A 16,157-nucleotide genomic window follows, 5' to 3' on the forward strand; every position below is an offset into this window, starting at 1 on the left:
TACCCGAAGACCCCGGCGCTGCGGATCACCGCAACGCCGGGGAGTATCAGGGCAGACCGGCCAGCGTGTTACGCCGCGCCGTCCTTCTTGTTGTTGTCGTCGTCGACTTCTGTGAAGTCGGCGTCAACCACATCATCACCGGCCGGATTGTCGGCAGCTTCAGAGGCAGCATCTGCAGCCGCATCCTGGCTCGCCTGTTCCGCCTGGCTTGCCGCATACATGGCTTCGCCCAGCTTCATGGAGGCCTGACCCAGCTCTTCAGACTTGGTCTTGATCAGTTCGGGATCAGGATCCTCAGCCTCAAGCGCGGTCTTGACCTCGGCGATGGCCGCTTCAATAGCACCCTTGGTTTCCGCATCCACCTTGTCGCCGTTTTCTTCCAGCGCTTTTTCGGTGGAGTGAACCAGCGCTTCAGCGCCATTGCGGGCTTCCACTGTTTCACGACGCTTCTTGTCGTCTTCAGCGTGGCTTTCAGCATCCTTGACCATCGCGTCAATGTCAGCGTCTGACAGACCGGACGATGCCTGAATGCGGATCGCCTGCTCCTTGCCGGTTGCCTTGTCCTTGGCGGTCACGTTGACGATGCCGTTGGCATCAATGTCGAACGCCACTTCCACCTGCGGCACGCCGCGCGGTGCAGGCGGAATGCCCACAAGGTCGAACTGGCCGAGCACCTTGTTGTCCGCCGCCATTTCGCGCTCGCCCTGGAACACGCGGATGGTCACCGCGTTTTGATTGTCCTCAGCGGTCGAGAAGGTCTGGGCCTTCTTGGTGGGGATCGTCGTGTTGCGCTCGATGAGGCGCGTGAACACACCACCCAGCGTTTCAATACCGAGCGACAGTGGCGTCACGTCGAGCAGCAGCACGTCCTTGACGTCGCCCTGCAGAACGCCGGCCTGAATGGCGGCGCCCATGGCCACAACCTCATCCGGGTTCACACCCTTATGCGGCTCCTTGCCAAAGAACTTTTCAACGACTTCCTGGATCTTCGGCATGCGTGTCATGCCGCCGACCAGAACAACTTCGTCGATGTCTGATGCCTTGAGGCCTGCGTCTTCCAGTGCCTTCTTGCAGGGGTCGATCGTGCGCTGCACCAGCTTGTCCACCAGCTGCTCCAGCTTGGCGCGGGTCAGCTTCGTGGTCAGGTGCTTGGGGCCGGACGCGTCAGCGGTGATGAACGGCAGGTTCACTTCCGTCTGCGTCGCGGACGACAGCTCGATCTTTGCCTTTTCAGCGGCTTCTTTCAGGCGCTGCAGGGCAAGCTTGTCGCCCTTGAGGTCAATGCCGTTTTCCTTCTTGAACTCGTCCGCCAGGAAATCGACCAGCAGCATGTCGAAGTCTTCACCACCAAGGAAGGTGTCACCATTGGTGGACTTCACTTCAAACACGCCGTCGCCGATCTCGAGGATCGACACGTCAAACGTACCACCACCAAGGTCATAGACCGCGATGGTCTGACCGTCGGCCTTGTCCAGGCCATAGGCGAGGGCAGCCGCGGTGGGCTCGTTGATGATGCGCAGCACTTCAAGGCCGGCAATCTTGCCTGCATCCTTGGTGGCCTGACGCTGGGCGTCGTCGAAATAGGCAGGAACCGTAATCACGGCCTGCTCGACGGTTTCGCCAAGATAGCTCTCAGCGGTCTCTTTCATCTTCTGCAGAATGAACGCAGAAATCTGCTGCGGCGAATACTTCTCACCATGGGCTTCAACCCAGGCCGCGCCATTGTCCGCCTCGACGATGGAGTAGGGCACCATGCCCTTGTCCTTTTTGACCGTCGGGTCGTTGATGCGGCGGCCGATGAGGCGCTTGATCGCAAACAGGGTGTTTTCAGGGTTGGTAACCGCCTGGCGCTTGGCCGGCTGACCCGTCAGACGTTCGCCGTCTGCGGTAAAGGCCACCATGGAAGGCGTCGTGCGTGCGCCTTCTGAATTCTCGATAACTTTCGGGTTGGACCCGTCCATGACCGCAATGCACGAATTTGTCGTGCCAAGGTCAATGCCGATGACTTTCGCCATTTACTTCGTCTCCACGTTACTTTTAGGCGGACCAGGAATGCTGCGGCCTTACTCTTCAAGCACCGAACTGCATCCGTGTTGCGGGACCTATACGCGCCTTAACAGCAAACGTCAGGCCCTGCAGGTCCCCTCGTGTTGAACCTACAAAAAAGCGTGTCCAAAAAGACCCGCAACTTCAGGGCGGTATATAAGTAGCAGGCGGGTGCACTGCAACACTCGCGGCCCGAATTCGGGGCCAATTTTCCATAATTCTACTGTGAATCGAGGAATACTGGGAATGAGTCAGCATCCAGATGGTCCCAACAGAGGGATTCTGCGTGTCCAACGCATGTTGTTGGGTTTCGTGGCGCTCCCGCTTGCTCTTTGGTCCGTGCAGATGGCGGCGCTCATCGGCTGGACATCAACGCATTGGGCAATACAGACGGTTTCATTTGTGTACCTCTTTATTGCTCCCGCTGCTTTGGTTGCGTGCGGAATTGGCTGTTTGCTGCCATTGGAAAGACTTCAAAATGCCTGTGTGGGAGCAATGAAGGTGGCGATTCTGGTGGCTCTTGCTCACTTTGTGCTGCTGATTGCAGTGTCATTTCTGACAGGCTGAAAGCATGACGGGCTTTTGTAACAAACTGACGCCTGCGCCCGGCGTTGATCTGCACTCGGGAGCTCTGGATACAACAGCCCAGCGCAGGCTGCTGGACGATATTCGCGAGATCACCGGACAGGCGCCGCTTTATAATCCCACCATGCCGCGCACCGGCAAGCCGTGGACCGTCCGCATGACCAGTTGCGGCCCTCAGGGGTGGGTGTCGGACCGGTCCGGCTACCGCTACCAGCCAAATCACCCCGAAACAGGCAATCCATGGCCCGCCATTCCGCAGATGCTGCTCGACCTCTGGGACGAGACCACCGGTTACCCGGCGCCACCAGAATGCTGTCTGGTCAATTTCTATGCTGACAACGCCCGCATGGGCCTGCACCGCGATGAGGACGAGGAGGCACTGGACGCCCCCGTTCTCTCCATCTCCCTGGGTGATACGGCAACGTTCCGCCTTGGGGGGCTGGAGCGGAAGGGCAAGACCCAGAGCTTCAAGCTCCACTCAGGCGACGTCCTCCTCATCGGCGGCGACAACCGCCTCGCCTATCACGGCATCGACCGGGTGTTTCCCAACACCTCAACGCTGCTGAAGGATGGCGGACGCATCAACCTGACGCTGCGGCGGGTCACAAAGCCCTAGTCACGGTTTGCCGCCATCAGGCCCGGCGACTTCACCGTCGGGTCGATGTCATGACCAAAGCAGATGATGTGGCCGTCCGGATCGCGGATGTCGAAGTCGCGCAGGCCATAGGGTGTGTTTTCGATCTCGCGGACAATGTCCACACCGTTTTTGGTCAGCTCCGCCAGCAGCGCATCGGCGTCCTCCACATAGACATAGGCCGCCCAGTACTGGTTGAGGGCCGGCTCAATGCCGTCGCGCGCCCGGTCGAGGGCAATCGTCACCTCGCCCCTTTGAACGATGCAAAAGTCAGGACCGTCTCCCCAGCCACCATGGGAGGTGAAGCCCAGTCGGGTGCAGTAAAACTGTTCGCTCGCGGTTACACTTTTGACCTGCAGGACGGGCATGGCGCGGATCATGGCTCGAGCCTCGCGTGTATCGATTTCCAATCCATACAGTTTTGCCCAAGTGGTCCCGATGAACAATGCGTGTAACTGCTGGCGCATGATCCGCTCGGCGTCGTACGCTGAGGGTGAAAAAGATCGGGGAGAGATCAAATGGGCGCAGCGCACGATATTGGTGTGGCTTTCAAACGCTGGCGCTATGTCAGCAAACACGGCAAGGCCGACGCGCCCATGTCCAGCGACGATTTTCGCGCGCAAGCGCAGCCGCTGATTGATGCGGCCGCAGAGCACATTGCGGAAGCTGCCTTTATTGACCTGCCGCCATCGCGGATGCCGTGGACATCAACGGACATTGTGCTGGAGGACGGCGACGAAGTGACCTTGCTGTCCGTTGGCCGCCTTTGGCTGAGCCGCGGACTTGATATCTGGGTCGGGCCGCAGTTTCAGGTCTGGGGCCGGGTCGGGGAAACCGGCGAGATCTTCAATGGCACCCGCGAAAGCATGACGGTGACAGCGTCCAGCACGGCTGCGACGGGTGGCCGTCTTTATCTCGGCGGCCAGTTCCCCGGGCAATTTTCGGAAAAAACCGGCCGCATGATGCCGGACCTGAACGCCTATGAAGCCGCTGATGGCGAATTCGCGGTCCTGGCCATCCGCTGGCTTGGAACGGCTGCTGCAGGCCTTGCAGCCATGGCACAGGTCGGGGACGTAAACGATCTTGTGTCGGGGGAGCGTAAGCGTCTTGAAAACCCGGATACGCCGCCCGAAGGCTGGAACCATCTGTGGTTCCTGGGCCAGAATGATATCTATACGGATCAATCAGATTCCGGTGAACACGCCTGCATCCACTGCCACACCGATCAGAACGTCGGCATCCTGCAAAAGGAAACACCGTTCGAGCTGACACCGGACACGGAGATTTCATGGGACTGGAAGGTAGGCGCCATCCCCTCCGCCCTGCCCGAGGATACCGCCGCCAGCCACGACTACATTTCCATCGCGGTGGAGTTCGAGAACGGCCGCGACATCACGTATTACTGGAGCAATGATCTGCCGATTGGCAAAGCCTATTGGTGTCCGCTGCCCACCTGGAAGGACCGCGAGTTCCACGTCGTGATCCGCTCCGGCGAGGGGGACTTGAAAAAATGGCTCAGCGAAAAACGTAATCTGTATGCGGATTATGTGCAGTATATGGGCGCACCGCCCGACCGTATTGTCCGCGTCTGGTTCATTGCCAACAGCCTGTTCCAGCGCATCCCCGGCATGGCGGATTTCCGCAACATCGAACTGACATCCGGCAGTGAGAAACTACGCGTGCTCTAGGCGGATCAAGGTGTGCCGAGCGCTAAGACGCCCACCCGCCCGTTTTGTCACCCCGGACTTGATCCGGGGTCCAGAGCCATATGGCAACGCGCTCACATGTCGCTCCTGGATCCCGGATCAAGTCCGGGGTGACATGTCAGGGCGTTGGGCGGGCCTCTGAAAGCTTCAGGCTTTGGTGTCGATCTTTGAACCCGGTGTCGGCTTGTCCGGGTCTGCGGCCTCAGGCGCCGGGTCGGCTGGAGTTTCCGGTGCAGCTTCTGCGGCGGGTTGCGGGGCCACAGCGGGGCCACCTTTGGAGATGCCCACCATCGCAGGGCGCAGCAGACGATCACCGATCACATAGCCGGTCGCGACAACTTCCATGACGGTACCTGCCGGACGGGTCGGGTCGGGCGCTTCAAACATCGCCTGATGCAGATTGGGGTCAAACTTTTCGCCGTGCGGGTTGATGGCTTTGACGCCGTGGCGCTCCATCACCGAGAGGAATTCCCGCTCGGTCATCTCAACGCCTTCAATGAGATTGCGGACCGGCTCTGGCACGCCCTGGCGATCTTCCTCAGACAGAGTGTCGATGGCGCGGCGCATGTTGTCGCCGACGCTCAGAATATCGCGGGCAAAGCTGGTCATGGCGTATTTGCTGGCATCCTGCTTGTCGCGCTCGGCACGCTTGCGGGTGTTTTCAGCGTCGGCTACGGCGCGCAGCAGCCGGTCGCGCAGGTCATTTACCTGGGATTCCAGCTCGGCAATCTGGGCTTCCGGTGTCAGCAGCGCGTCAGCGGCTGCTTCCAGAGCTTCCTTGGATGTGGGCTCACCGCCCTCCGCCCATGGCGTGTCGCCTGTGGAATCCGCCGCAGCAGCGTCTTCAGCCGGCGTTTCGGGCGCGCCTTCAGTGTCAGGCATGTTCTGGGGGTCTTGCGGGTCTTTGGGGTCACTCATCAGAACGTCACCATCTGGAACTAGGGTGGAATACCGGGATGTTGGGGCGCTTGTAAGCCAAGCAGCGGCCTGTGTGAACCATCCCGAAAAAACGATTATGGCAGCTATCTAGGGGCACAAAGGCAATCTGTGAAGCCCCCATCTGTCCCTAGCTCACAAGCTGGGTCACCAGCCGGGCGGTATAGTCCACCATGGGGATGACCCGGGCATAATTGAGCCGTGTGGGCCCCACCACCCCGAGCACGCCGACAATGTCGTTGTCCGCATTCGTGTAGGGCGAAACGATGACCGACGAGCCCGACAGGGAAAACAGCTTGGTTTCAGAGCCGATGAAAATCCGCACCCCGTCGGCATCTTCCGCCATGGTCAAAAGCTGCAGCAGCTCTTCCTTGGTTTCCAGATCATCAAACAGTTTGCGGACCCGCTCCAGGTCTTCCAGCGCCTGAACGTCTTCCAGCAGATTGCCGCGCCCGCGCACGATCAATGATCGTTCTGCGGTGCCATTGACCGAGTCCGTGCCGGACCACACAGCCAGCCCCGCCTCCACCACCTGGGCGGTCAGGGCATCAAGCTCGGCCTTGCGGGCTGAGATTTCCTGCCGGACCTGCCGCTGGGCATCGCCAAAGCTGCGGCCCTTGAGGCGCGCATTGAGATAGTTGGAGGCCATGGTCAGCGACGACGCGGGCATATCCACCGGCGTATCAATGATCCGGTTTTCAACCAGCCCATCTTCAAAAACGATGACGGCGAGCGTCTGCCCCGGGGCCACCGGCACAAACTCAAGCTGCTTGAGCCGCGCTTCGCGCTTGGGCGCCACCACAAGCCCTGCGCAATGCGACAGGCCGGAGAGTGTTTGCGAGACCTGCGCCAGCGCGTCATCCACCGCCTGATTGGAGCCTGTCAGCTGCGATTCAATGCCCGCGCGTTCGTCGTCGCTGAGATCGCCCACCTGCAGCAGCGCATCCACAAACAGCCGCAATCCGGCCTCGGTCGGCATGCGGCCAGCAGACGTATGCGGGGAGGAGAGCAGGCCCAGATCCTCTAGGTCCGCCATGACATTGCGAATGGAGGCCGGCGACAGGGACGCGCCATTCACCAGCCCGGTCTTGGACAGGGTGCGTGATCCTACGGGCCCGCCTGTTTCCAGATAGGTCTCTACAAGCTGGCGGAACACATCCCGCGAGCGTTGATTGAGTTCGAGCAGCGTATTGGGGCCGTCAGACGTAAAGTCGGACATAAAGCTGTGTCGTCTCCCAGAATGCGGGCTTTGGCGCGCCCGCAAATGACCTATCTGTTGTCAAATCTAGGAACGCGGCTGCATTCCGTCAATTTTGCCGACCCCCGCATTGCTGCCCCTGCTTTGCTGAATCTGCATTCCCTGCCTGCGCATTCCTACTTGCCGGGGGGCGGTGCGAACGATAGGAAGTGGCCAACTTGGCTGGCCAATCAAGCGTCAGCCTACACGTCTTTGTCTCAAGACCCCTTCATACAAGAATATTGGAGTTCCCATGCGCCCGTCAGGCCGCCGTCCCGATCAAATGCGTTCCGTATCCTTCGAGCCGGGCTTCTCCAAGCACGCGGAAGGCTCCTGCCTTGTGCGTTTTGGCGACACCCATGTGCTGGTGACCGCCAGCCTTGAAGAGCGCGTGCCGCCTTTCCTGCGCAATTCGGGCCGTGGCTGGGTGACAGCTGAATACGGCATGCTGCCCCGCGCGACAGGCGACCGCATGCGCCGCGAGGCCTCCGCTGGCAAGCAGTCCGGCCGCACCCAGGAAATCCAGCGCCTCATCGGCCGCTCCCTGCGCGCCGTGGTTGACCTTGAAGCCATGGGCGAACGCCAGGTGTCCGTTGATTGCGACGTCATTCAGGCCGACGGCGGGACCCGCACAGCTTCCATTACCGGCGCCTGGGTGGCCCTGCACCAGTGCTTCAGCTGGATGAAAGAGCGCGAGATGATCAAGGAAATCCCCTTGAAGGATCATGTGGCAGCTATTTCCTGCGGCATCTATCAGGGCACGGGCGTGTCTGATCTCGATTACGCTGAAGATTCAACCGCCGACACCGACGCCAACTTCGTGATGACCGGCTCGGGCGGCATTGTTGAAATTCAGGGTACAGCCGAAGGCGACCCTTTCACCGAAACCCAGTTCAACGAGCTGATGGGTCTGGCCAAGGCCTCGATCCGCGATCTGGTGGAAATGCAAAAGCAGGCGGTGGCCTGACCCATGCCGCATCGCCGTTTCACAGCAGGCAAGCTGGTTGTCGCCAGCCACAACGAAGGCAAGGTCAAGGAGATCCGCGCCCTGCTTGAGCCGTTTGGCGTCGAGACAGTATCTGCGGCAGAACTTGACCTGCCCGAGCCGGAAGAAACGGAAACGACCTTCACAGGCAATGCGGAACTCAAGGCGCTTGCCGCTGCAAAGGCAGCCGACATGCCCGCCCTGTCGGACGACAGCGGGCTTGCGGTGGATATTCTCGGCGGCGAGCCTGGCATCTATTCTGCCCGCTGGGCGGAAACCGGTGAGGGCCGTGACTTCGGCGTCGCCATGACCCGCGTCGAAAAAGAGATGTGCGAGAAAAACGGCGGGCCGGACGGCAACCGCAAGGCACAGTTCATCTGCGCGCTGACATTGGCGTGGGCCGACGGCCATGTTGAAACCTTCGAAGGCAGTGTCGCGGGCGCCCTTGTCTGGCCGGCCCGCGGCACACGCGGCTTCGGCTATGATCCCGTGTTTCAGCCCAATGGGCACAAGGTCACTTTTGGCGAGATGGATCCGGCGGCCAAACATGCAATCTCCCACCGCGCCCACGCCTTCGAGCAGCTCATCGACGCGTGCTTTGCCCACAAGAGCTGACACGCCTGCGGATGAGCGCCCGTTCGGCGTCTACGTCCATTGGCCGTTCTGTCAGGCCAAATGTCCCTATTGTGATTTCAACAGCCACGTAAAGCAGGGCGTTGATCAGGCCCGCTATGCCAGGGCCCTCACCCGTGAACTGACGGCCATGGCGCAGCGGATGCCCAGGCGGACAGTCAGCAGCATCTTCTTTGGCGGCGGCACGCCGTCATTGATGGATGTGACAACTGTCTCGTCATTGCTGGAGGCCATCAACAGCCTGTGGACAGTTTCCGACGACGTTGAAATCACCCTCGAAGCAAACCCCACCAGCGTCGAGGCAGATCGCTTTCGCGGTTACCGCGCTGCGGGCGTGAACCGCGTATCGCTGGGCGTGCAGGCCATGGACGACAAGAGCCTCAAGGCGCTTGGCAGATTGCATACGGCGCAGGAGGCGCTGACGGCGGTGGCGCTGGCCCGCGATACCTTTGAGCGCGTGTCGTTTGACCTCATCTACGCCCGCCCCCACCAGACAATCGACGACTGGCGGCGCGAGCTGACCGACGCACTGGCCTACACCGCCGGGCACATGTCGCTCTATCAGCTCACCATCGAGGAGGGGACGCCCTTTGCAGCGCTCCACGAAGCCGGGCGTCTGGAGACACCGTCTGAGGATGTGGGTGCTGCGATGTACGAAGTAACCCAGGAGTTGTGCGAGGCGGCAGGGCTTCATGCCTACGAAGTGTCAAACCATGCCCGGCCCGGAGACGAAAGCCGCCACAACCTGGTCTACTGGCAGGGCGACCCGTATGCGGCTGCGGGCCCCGGTGCCCACGGCCGGCTGCTGGTCGACGGGAAATGGATCTCAACCCAGACCCATGATGACCCCATGCGGTGGCTGACCCAGGTTGAGAAAACCGGGTCCGGTATGGCTGTGGATGACCATGTGGATAACTTGGACAGAGCGGTGGAAATCCTCTTGATGGGTCTAAGACTCACCTCGGGAGTCCATCAATCGCAGCTTCCAGCCCTTCTGGGAGACGTCGTTGACAGCCAGGCTGTCAAAGCTCTTGCAGCCGAAGGATTGCTTCTGGCCCATGGGGATAACCTGCAGGTGACCTCAAAAGGCCGCCCTGTGCTCAACGCCATCCTGCGCGAAATTCTGCTCTAGAAAACCGGGCCACCTGTAAGTGATGTCGGGGCCGGGCTGACGACAACAAAGCCGCCCGGGCGCACTTCCATCACAGCAAGGCCACGCTCGTTGAGACCTTCCGGCGTGAACCGGAACACACCGTCGATACCGGCAAAGCCATCTTCAGCTGTCAGCTCGCTGACCGTGTAACGCTGCCCCGGCTGACCGCCAGAAAGTGCGATCGAGAGGCTCATGGCATCATAAGCGAGACTTGAAATACGGTGCGGCTTCGACCCGAACACGCGCTCATAGCGGTCCTGAAACGCCTTGCGGGTTTCAGGCGGTGGTGCTGCAAACCAGCCCCCAACAAGGGACGGTTCGCGCAGCACGGAGGGGTCATCCCACAGGCCCGTGCCGATGAACTTCACCTGGCGGGGATCAACATCATAATAGGGCAGAAGCGGCGCGAGGCCCTGCAGCTCGGTGCCACCGGCAGGCAGCAGCACAACGTCGTAGCTGGCTTTGAGTTTCGCCAGCCGCTCGGCCGGGGCCAGCATACCGTCGGTTGTGGGGGTGTAGCTTTCTGTCGCCGCAAGTTCAGCACCACGGGCCAGAACCGCCTGGCCGAACTGGTTGCGTACCCGCTGGCCGTATTCGCTTTGCGGCAGCATGGCGGCAAAGCGCTGGTGGCCTTCAAGCACGGCAAAATCAACGACGCGCTCAATGTCTTCTTCCGGCAGGAAGCTCAGCAGATAAACCCCGCCGCCGGCCACATTGCGGTCCGTTGAAAAGGCGATCACCGGCACGCCGGCAGATTGAGCGGGGCCCGCAACAGCGGCAACCGAGGACGCAAACAGTGGTCCCAGAATGATGTCAGCACCTTCGCTGATTGCTTCACGGGTCGCCTGCGCTGCCTTGGCTGGATCACCGGACGTGTCCTTTGGGATCAACAGCACATTTGGGTTGTCGAATTCAAACAGCGCCAGCTGCGCGGCGTTGAGCATGGCGTCGCCCACAGGGGCAGCGCCGCCTGAGAGCGGCAGCAGAATGGCCACGCGGACGGGTTCATTTGCATCAAGATGGCGCGGCTTCAGGAAACCGCTCGTATTGCGATCAGGAATATTCTGCGGTGGAGGGGTAATCGTCACGTCCGGCGTCGTGGGACGCTGCGGCGCCGGTGTCGGCTTGTTACCGGAGCTGGTGCAGGCCACCAGGACCAGAGCCAGGGCACCCACAAGTCCGGTGCGCATTACGTGTTTCGCTGAATTCACCAAATCCGATACTCCAAACCCACATCTTCAAACCCGCCACGTCTGCGGCGGCCAGCACCCGATCACACCCCGATAACACCCCGATCACACAGGGCCAAGCAGCTATATACGCGTCACTTACCAGATAACAGCTTTCTTGCCAGCACTGTCCGCGTACCCTATGGGGCAGCATGACCACTGACAAAGACATATCGACGGCTTCCGGCAACAATGCGGCAGGAAAGCAGGCACGTCCCCTTGCACCGGGCCTTCATATTGCCGCGACCCCCATAGGTAACGCGCGGGATGTGAGCCTCCGCCTGCTTGACGCCTTCGCCGGGGCGGATCTCGTTTTGTGCGAAGACACCCGCGAAACGGCAAAACTGCTGAATATCCATGGCATCTCAGCCAGGCTCGAGAGCTACCACGAGCACAATGCGGAACGCATGCGGCCGCGCATTCTGGCGCGCCTCGCGGATGGCGCCGCCATTCTTCTGGTCAGCGATGCGGGCACGCCTCTGGTCTCAGACCCCGGCTACAAGCTGGTGCGCGATGTCATTGCCGAAGATCACCCGGTGACCGCATTGCCGGGACCCTCTTCGGTTCTGGCGGCCTTGTGCGTGGCCGGTCTGCCGACGGACAGGTTCTTCTTTCAGGGCTTTCTGCCTGCCAAACAGGGTGCCCGCGCCCGTACCATCGCCGAACTGGCACCGGTCCCGGCAACACTTGTCATTCTGGAAGCGGCCAAACGGATCGAGCCAACGCTCGCAGCGCTCGTGGAGGGCTTGGGCCCCCGTGAAGCAGCGGTCACCCGCGAACTGACGAAGCGGTTTGAGGAGGTGCGACGCGGCACGCTGCCGGATTTGGCGAAGCACTATGCCGCGGAAGGCCCGCCGCGCGGCGAGGTGGTTCTTGTGATTGCGCCGCCCGAAGAATTGGTGGCCGACGATGACGCGCTTGATGCTGCCTTGAAGGATGCCATGCAGTCCCAAAGCGCCAGCCGGGCGGCGGCAGACGTTGCAAAGGCGCTCAACATGCCGCGCAAGCGCGCCTATGCCCGTGCGCTGGAGTTGTCCGCAGCGGACGAAAAAAGCGAATGAGCAACAAGCGTCAGGCTGCCGAAACACGCGGCCGCCGCGCTGAAAGCCTTGCGGCCTGGTTGCTGCGCTTCAAGGGCTACCGGATTATTGCTGCAAGGCTGCGCACACCGCTTGGCGAGATCGACCTTGTCGCCAAGCGGGGCAAGTTAATTGTCATTGTAGAAGTTAAGGCCCGCGCAAACGTTAACGAGGCCATGGCAGCGGTCTCTGTGCGTCAGCAACAGCGTCTTGCCGCCGCCGCCGGCTGGTTGCCGTCCTGGAAGCCTGAACTGGCTGAGTGTGACATCCGTTTTGACGTCATCGCCATGGCGCCCGGGCGCTGGCCCCAACACATCCAGAACGCGTGGATTTCCAACTAACGTTTCGCCCCCGTGCCGCGATCTGGTATGAAGGGTTTGTCCAAAACGAATCAGTTGCATGAAGATGCTGCTGAAAGACTTGGTTCCAAAACACCTCGTGAACAGAAGGTGGAGGCCGGTCTGTCGGGACACCCGCCCTCAAGAAAAGCAGGGCACGCACACCAGACAAAAGTCTGGGGCACCTCGGCCAAGGATGGCCATCCAATAGGGACGTCATTATCCGGCAACCACTTGTCCGCGCGCGGCCATCGCGAGCGGGTTCACTGCCGCATGTCACTTCGCTGTTTGCGGGTCGGCGTGCGGTGTTCCGTGGTTGAGGCACTCTTTGAGGGCCTCCTGTCTGCAGGTGACATGTCTCATGACCAAGTCAATCAACATGACCCGCTTCTTCCCCGTCTTCGCCATTGGTGCAGCGCTGGCCATGGCGGCGTGCTCGCCCATCGGCATGGCAGTTGGTGCCGGAGCGACCGCTGGCATCGCCGCCTTTCAGGAGCGCCCCATCGGCGAGGCGCTCGATGACACGGAAATCAAGCTTGGCCTGATGGACCGGCTGATCAAAAGCGACAACGGCCTGTTCTCCGATGTCACGACCAATGTCATGGAAGGCCGTGTCATGCTGACGGGCCTTGTGCAGCACGCTGAAGACCGCGCGGAAGCGGGCAAGATCGCCTGGACGGTGCCCGGCGTTCGAGAAGTGATCAATGAGGTCGAGATTGCCGATCGCTCTACTTTCGAAGCGCTGCCGGCGGATGGCTGGATCAGCACCAAGCTGACAGCCAGGTTGCTGACCGACTTCAGCATTTCAGACATCAACTACGAAACAGACGTCACCAACGGCTCGGTCTACATTCTGGGGATTGGTCAGGACAACGCGGAAATTGACCGCGTCGCCGCCCATGCGCGCGACATCAACGGCGTCAAACGCGTGGTGATGCACGCCATCACTGTCGATGATCAACGTCGTATGGCAGACGCCCGGCCGCCCAGCGCACCGGCGGTACAGCCGTTCGAGCGCACGCCGTCCGGTGACCGTCAGGGCCATACCCTCGCAGAAAGCCGCGAAACAGCGGATCTGCTGACCGGCCAGCCACCGCTGCGCACGGACATGTCGGACTATGATGATGCCGTTGCAATTGAGACCGCCAGCACGCAGCCCGCTTACTATTCAGCGCCCGCGCGTGAGCCTTACTACGACCCCGCTTATAGCCAGCCCGCCTCGTCCGGCCCGGTATCTCTGTCACCGCAAAATCGCGGTATTGAGAGTCGCGACTTAGCGCCAATCAGATGAGGGCGCTATCATTCACCCGTCGTGGTGACGCCGAGGCTCGGCGGCACCAGTTCTCTGCGGGAAAGCAATCCATGACGCCTGAGCTTGATCGCATTCTGCGCGCTGCCGGTGAGGCGGCTGACGATGCCCTGGACCTTGCGCACACGGCGCTGGCCCTGGGCGCGGCCGACATGCCTGACCTGGTGCTGGACCCCTATCACGCCCATCTTGCCCGCATCGTCAGCGATGTGGCGACGCGCGCCAAAGCGCTGGAGACACCCGACGCCCAGTCGGCTGATCCCACACGGCGCGAAGCGGCGCGCACCCGCGCGCAGGCCCAGGCTCTGACAGATGTGATCGCCGGCGACTTTGGCTATGACGGCGACCGTGTGACCTATGACGACATGGCAAATGCCAATCTGGTGCGGGTGATTGACCGCAAGCGTGGCCTGCCGGTGGCGCTGGGCCTGATCTACATCCATGCCGGACGCGCCAATGGCTGGGCTGTGTCAGGCGTGAATTTCCCCGGTCATTTTCTGGTTCGCCTCAACGGCGTCGTGCAGGGCGGGCCGCCACCTGTGATGATCGACCCGTTCTCCGGCGGGCAGGTGCTGGACGAGGACGCCATCACCTCATTGCTCGCTCGGGTGCAGGGTCTTGAAGACGAAGAAGACGACCCAAGTCTGGCAGACCTCGAACGCGCTCTGGCGCCTGTCTCAGCCCGCGCGGTTTTGTTACGGCTCCAGAACAATATCTATTCCCGTGCCTCCCAGGCCCGCGACCTCACCCGGGCGGACGCGATCCTGTCCCGCATGACCGCCATTGCGCCGCGCGACCCGGCGCTGTGGCTGGAACGCGGCAGCCTTGATGGGGAGACAGGCAGTTTGATGTCCGCCCGCAAAGCCTATGCGCGCGCGGCCGAACTGGCGCTGGCGGAGGGCCGCGGGCAGATTGCCCGTGAGGCCAAGTCCCGCGCCGACAAACTGCGCATGAGCCTGAACTAGTCTCTCAACGCATTATGAAACGGATGTTTGGCGGCACCCGCACAAGGTTGCCCATTGACCTTGCAGGGCCGCACCCCGACATTCCGCCCGAACCAGAACACAACCAAAAGCTGGCCGGGCGTGACCCGGCCCCAGAAGAACCGGCTCAAGACAACCGGTGGAGCAGGGCGGCATATGACTCTCAAAGTAGCAATTCAGACGGATCCGGTAGCAGCCTTCGACATTCAGGGGGATTCAACCTTCCGTCTGGCCCTTGAAGCGCAGGCGCGGGGCCATGAGCTGTCCTATTACCTGCCGCGCGACCTGTCGCTGCACGATGGCAAGGTGCTCGCGCATACGCGGCCTCTGGAGGTGCGCGACACACAGGGCGATCATTTCACCCACGGCAACTCAGTTGTCACCGACATGCGCGACGTCGATGTGGTACTCATGCGGCAGGACCCGCCGTTTGACATGAGCTACATCACCGCCACCCACATTCTCGATCACATCCACCCCCATACCCTGGTGGTGAACGACCCCACCCATGTGCGCAACGCCCCGGAAAAGCTGTTTGTCACCGAGTTTGACGGTGTGATGCCGCCAACCCTGATCTCGTCAAACGAGCAGGATATCAAGGCTTTCCGCGCCGAACATGGCGATATCATCCTCAAACCGCTCTATGGCAATGGCGGCGCGGGCGTCTTTCGCGTCAAAAAAGACGACGAGAACATGGCGTCGCTCCTGGAGATGTTCACCCAGATGTTCCGCGAGCCGCTCATTGCGCAGGCCTACCTCCCGGCGGTGCGCGCCGGCGACAAACGCATCATTCTGGTGGACGGCGAGATTGCCGGTGCCATCAACCGGGTGCCGGCCGCGGGCGAAAGCCGCTCCAACATGCATGTGGGCGGCAGGCCGGAAGCAACCAAGTTGACAGATCGCGAGCGCGAGATCTGCGCCATCATTGGGCCGGAACTCAAACGCCGAGGTCTGATCTTTGTCGGCATTGACGTCATTGGCGACTACATGACCGAAATCAACGTCACCTCACCGACGGGTCTGCGCGAGATCGAGCGCTTCGACGGCACCAATATCGCCGCCATGATCTGGGATGTCATTGAAGCCAAGCGGGCCTGAGACGCCGTCGGGCGCCTATCTCGGGCTGCCCAATTTCGTTCCATTCGTTAACGCAAAAGGTTAACATACTCCCATCAAGAAGAACGTGCGTTCCTGTAATGTTCGTGTTACGGTCCATTTTACAGACGTGGATTGGGGATAATCCTACTCGGTTGTCAAGTTGACCTCGACTTGCGGAACATTTGCAGGCAGGGGCTCAGCGGGGC

General features: G+C 61.1%; 16 protein-coding genes. 11 read left to right on the plus strand and 5 right to left on the minus strand.

The window, feature by feature from the left end; genetic code table 11:
* Positions 1–68: 68 nt before the first annotated feature.
* Complete coding sequence (gene dnaK / locus BN1012_RS15970) at positions 69–2,015, minus strand: molecular chaperone DnaK (protein WP_043950352.1); 1,947 nt, start codon at positions 2,013–2,015, stop codon at positions 69–71.
* A gap of 277 nt (positions 2,016–2,292) precedes the next feature.
* Between dnaK and BN1012_RS15975 the strand changes: the two genes are divergently transcribed.
* Together BN1012_RS15975 and BN1012_RS15980 are read left to right on the plus strand one after the other, a co-directional pair.
* Positions 2,293–2,613, plus strand: a complete 321-nt coding sequence (locus tag BN1012_RS15975) for a hypothetical protein (protein WP_145973491.1) — start codon at positions 2,293–2,295, stop codon at positions 2,611–2,613.
* Positions 2,614–2,617: 4 nt separating this feature from the next.
* Entirely contained in the window at positions 2,618–3,247 is a 630-nt protein-coding gene (locus BN1012_RS15980; RefSeq protein WP_043950354.1) for an alpha-ketoglutarate-dependent dioxygenase AlkB family protein, read from the plus strand.
* On the opposite strand, the gene BN1012_RS17180 is transcribed toward BN1012_RS15980, so the two are convergent.
* Positions 3,244–3,675 carry a VOC family protein gene (locus BN1012_RS17180; RefSeq protein ID WP_171815996.1) on the minus strand — a complete coding sequence of 144 codons (432 nt, stop codon included), beginning with the start codon at positions 3,673–3,675 and terminating at the stop codon, positions 3,244–3,246. The two genes, BN1012_RS15980 and BN1012_RS17180, sit on opposite strands and share 4 nt — an antisense overlap.
* Before the next feature lie 108 nt (positions 3,676–3,783).
* On the opposite strand from BN1012_RS17180, the gene BN1012_RS15990 reads away from it, so the two are divergent.
* Positions 3,784–4,953 (plus strand): DUF3047 domain-containing protein, encoded by a 1,170-nt coding sequence (locus BN1012_RS15990; protein WP_043950355.1) that lies wholly within the window; start codon positions 3,784–3,786, stop codon positions 4,951–4,953.
* Positions 4,954–5,118: 165 nt separating this feature from the next.
* Here the strand turns inward: BN1012_RS15990 and grpE are convergent, their stop codons facing one another.
* Together grpE and hrcA are read right to left on the minus strand one after the other, a co-directional pair.
* Positions 5,119–5,889 (minus strand): nucleotide exchange factor GrpE, encoded by a 771-nt coding sequence (gene grpE / locus BN1012_RS15995; RefSeq protein WP_043950356.1) that lies wholly within the window; start codon positions 5,887–5,889, stop codon positions 5,119–5,121.
* A gap of 148 nt (positions 5,890–6,037) precedes the next feature.
* Positions 6,038–7,126: a heat-inducible transcriptional repressor HrcA gene (hrcA, locus tag BN1012_RS16000; protein ID WP_043950357.1), complete on the minus strand. Its 1,089-nt coding sequence runs from the start codon at positions 7,124–7,126 to the stop codon at positions 6,038–6,040.
* A 271-nt stretch (positions 7,127–7,397) separates the two neighbouring features.
* On the opposite strand from hrcA, the gene rph reads away from it, so the two are divergent.
* From rph to hemW, 3 genes are read left to right on the plus strand one after another with little or no spacing between them, the layout of a single operon-like run.
* Entirely contained in the window at positions 7,398–8,111 is a 714-nt protein-coding gene (rph, locus tag BN1012_RS16005; RefSeq protein WP_043950358.1) for a ribonuclease PH, read from the plus strand.
* 3 nt (positions 8,112–8,114) lie between these two features.
* Complete coding sequence (rdgB, locus tag BN1012_RS16010) at positions 8,115–8,744, plus strand: RdgB/HAM1 family non-canonical purine NTP pyrophosphatase (protein ID WP_043950359.1); 630 nt, start codon at positions 8,115–8,117, stop codon at positions 8,742–8,744.
* A complete protein-coding gene (gene hemW, locus BN1012_RS16015) occupies positions 8,728–9,894 on the plus strand; it encodes a radical SAM family heme chaperone HemW (protein WP_043950360.1) in 1,167 nt (388 codons plus the stop codon). The genes rdgB and hemW overlap by 17 nt, the downstream gene beginning before the upstream one ends.
* Here the strand turns inward: hemW and BN1012_RS16020 are convergent.
* On the minus strand, positions 9,891–11,126 hold the full coding sequence (locus BN1012_RS16020; protein ID WP_145973492.1) for a penicillin-binding protein activator: 1,236 nt from the start codon (positions 11,124–11,126) through the stop codon (positions 9,891–9,893). The genes hemW and BN1012_RS16020 overlap by 4 nt on opposite strands.
* Before the next feature lie 170 nt (positions 11,127–11,296).
* On the opposite strand from BN1012_RS16020, the gene rsmI reads away from it, so the two are divergent.
* The 5 genes from rsmI to gshB all read left to right on the plus strand — a co-directional run bounded on the left by rsmI (position 11,297) and on the right by gshB (position 15,951).
* A complete protein-coding gene (gene rsmI / locus BN1012_RS16025) occupies positions 11,297–12,205 on the plus strand; it encodes a 16S rRNA (cytidine(1402)-2'-O)-methyltransferase (protein WP_043950361.1) in 909 nt (302 codons plus the stop codon).
* Positions 12,202–12,564 (plus strand): YraN family protein, encoded by a 363-nt coding sequence (locus tag BN1012_RS16030; protein ID WP_043950362.1) that lies wholly within the window; start codon positions 12,202–12,204, stop codon positions 12,562–12,564. Before rsmI ends, BN1012_RS16030 begins: the two co-directional genes overlap by 4 nt.
* Before the next feature lie 358 nt (positions 12,565–12,922).
* Positions 12,923–13,852, plus strand: a complete 930-nt coding sequence (locus BN1012_RS17185) for a BON domain-containing protein (protein WP_052535517.1) — start codon at positions 12,923–12,925, stop codon at positions 13,850–13,852.
* Positions 13,853–13,923: 71 nt separating this feature from the next.
* Positions 13,924–14,835, plus strand: a complete 912-nt coding sequence (locus tag BN1012_RS16040; RefSeq protein WP_043950363.1) for a transglutaminase family protein — start codon at positions 13,924–13,926, stop codon at positions 14,833–14,835.
* A 174-nt stretch (positions 14,836–15,009) separates the two neighbouring features.
* The gene (gene gshB / locus BN1012_RS16045) at positions 15,010–15,951 is read left to right on the plus strand and encodes a glutathione synthase (protein ID WP_043951252.1); all 942 of its coding nucleotides are present in this window, start codon (positions 15,010–15,012) and stop codon (positions 15,949–15,951) included.
* Positions 15,952–16,157 lie beyond the last annotated feature (206 nt).

Origin of the sequence: Candidatus Phaeomarinobacter ectocarpi (assembly GCF_000689395.1) — a bacterium.
Classification (GTDB): Bacteria; Pseudomonadota; Alphaproteobacteria; order CGMCC-115125; family CGMCC-115125; genus Pyruvatibacter; species Pyruvatibacter ectocarpi.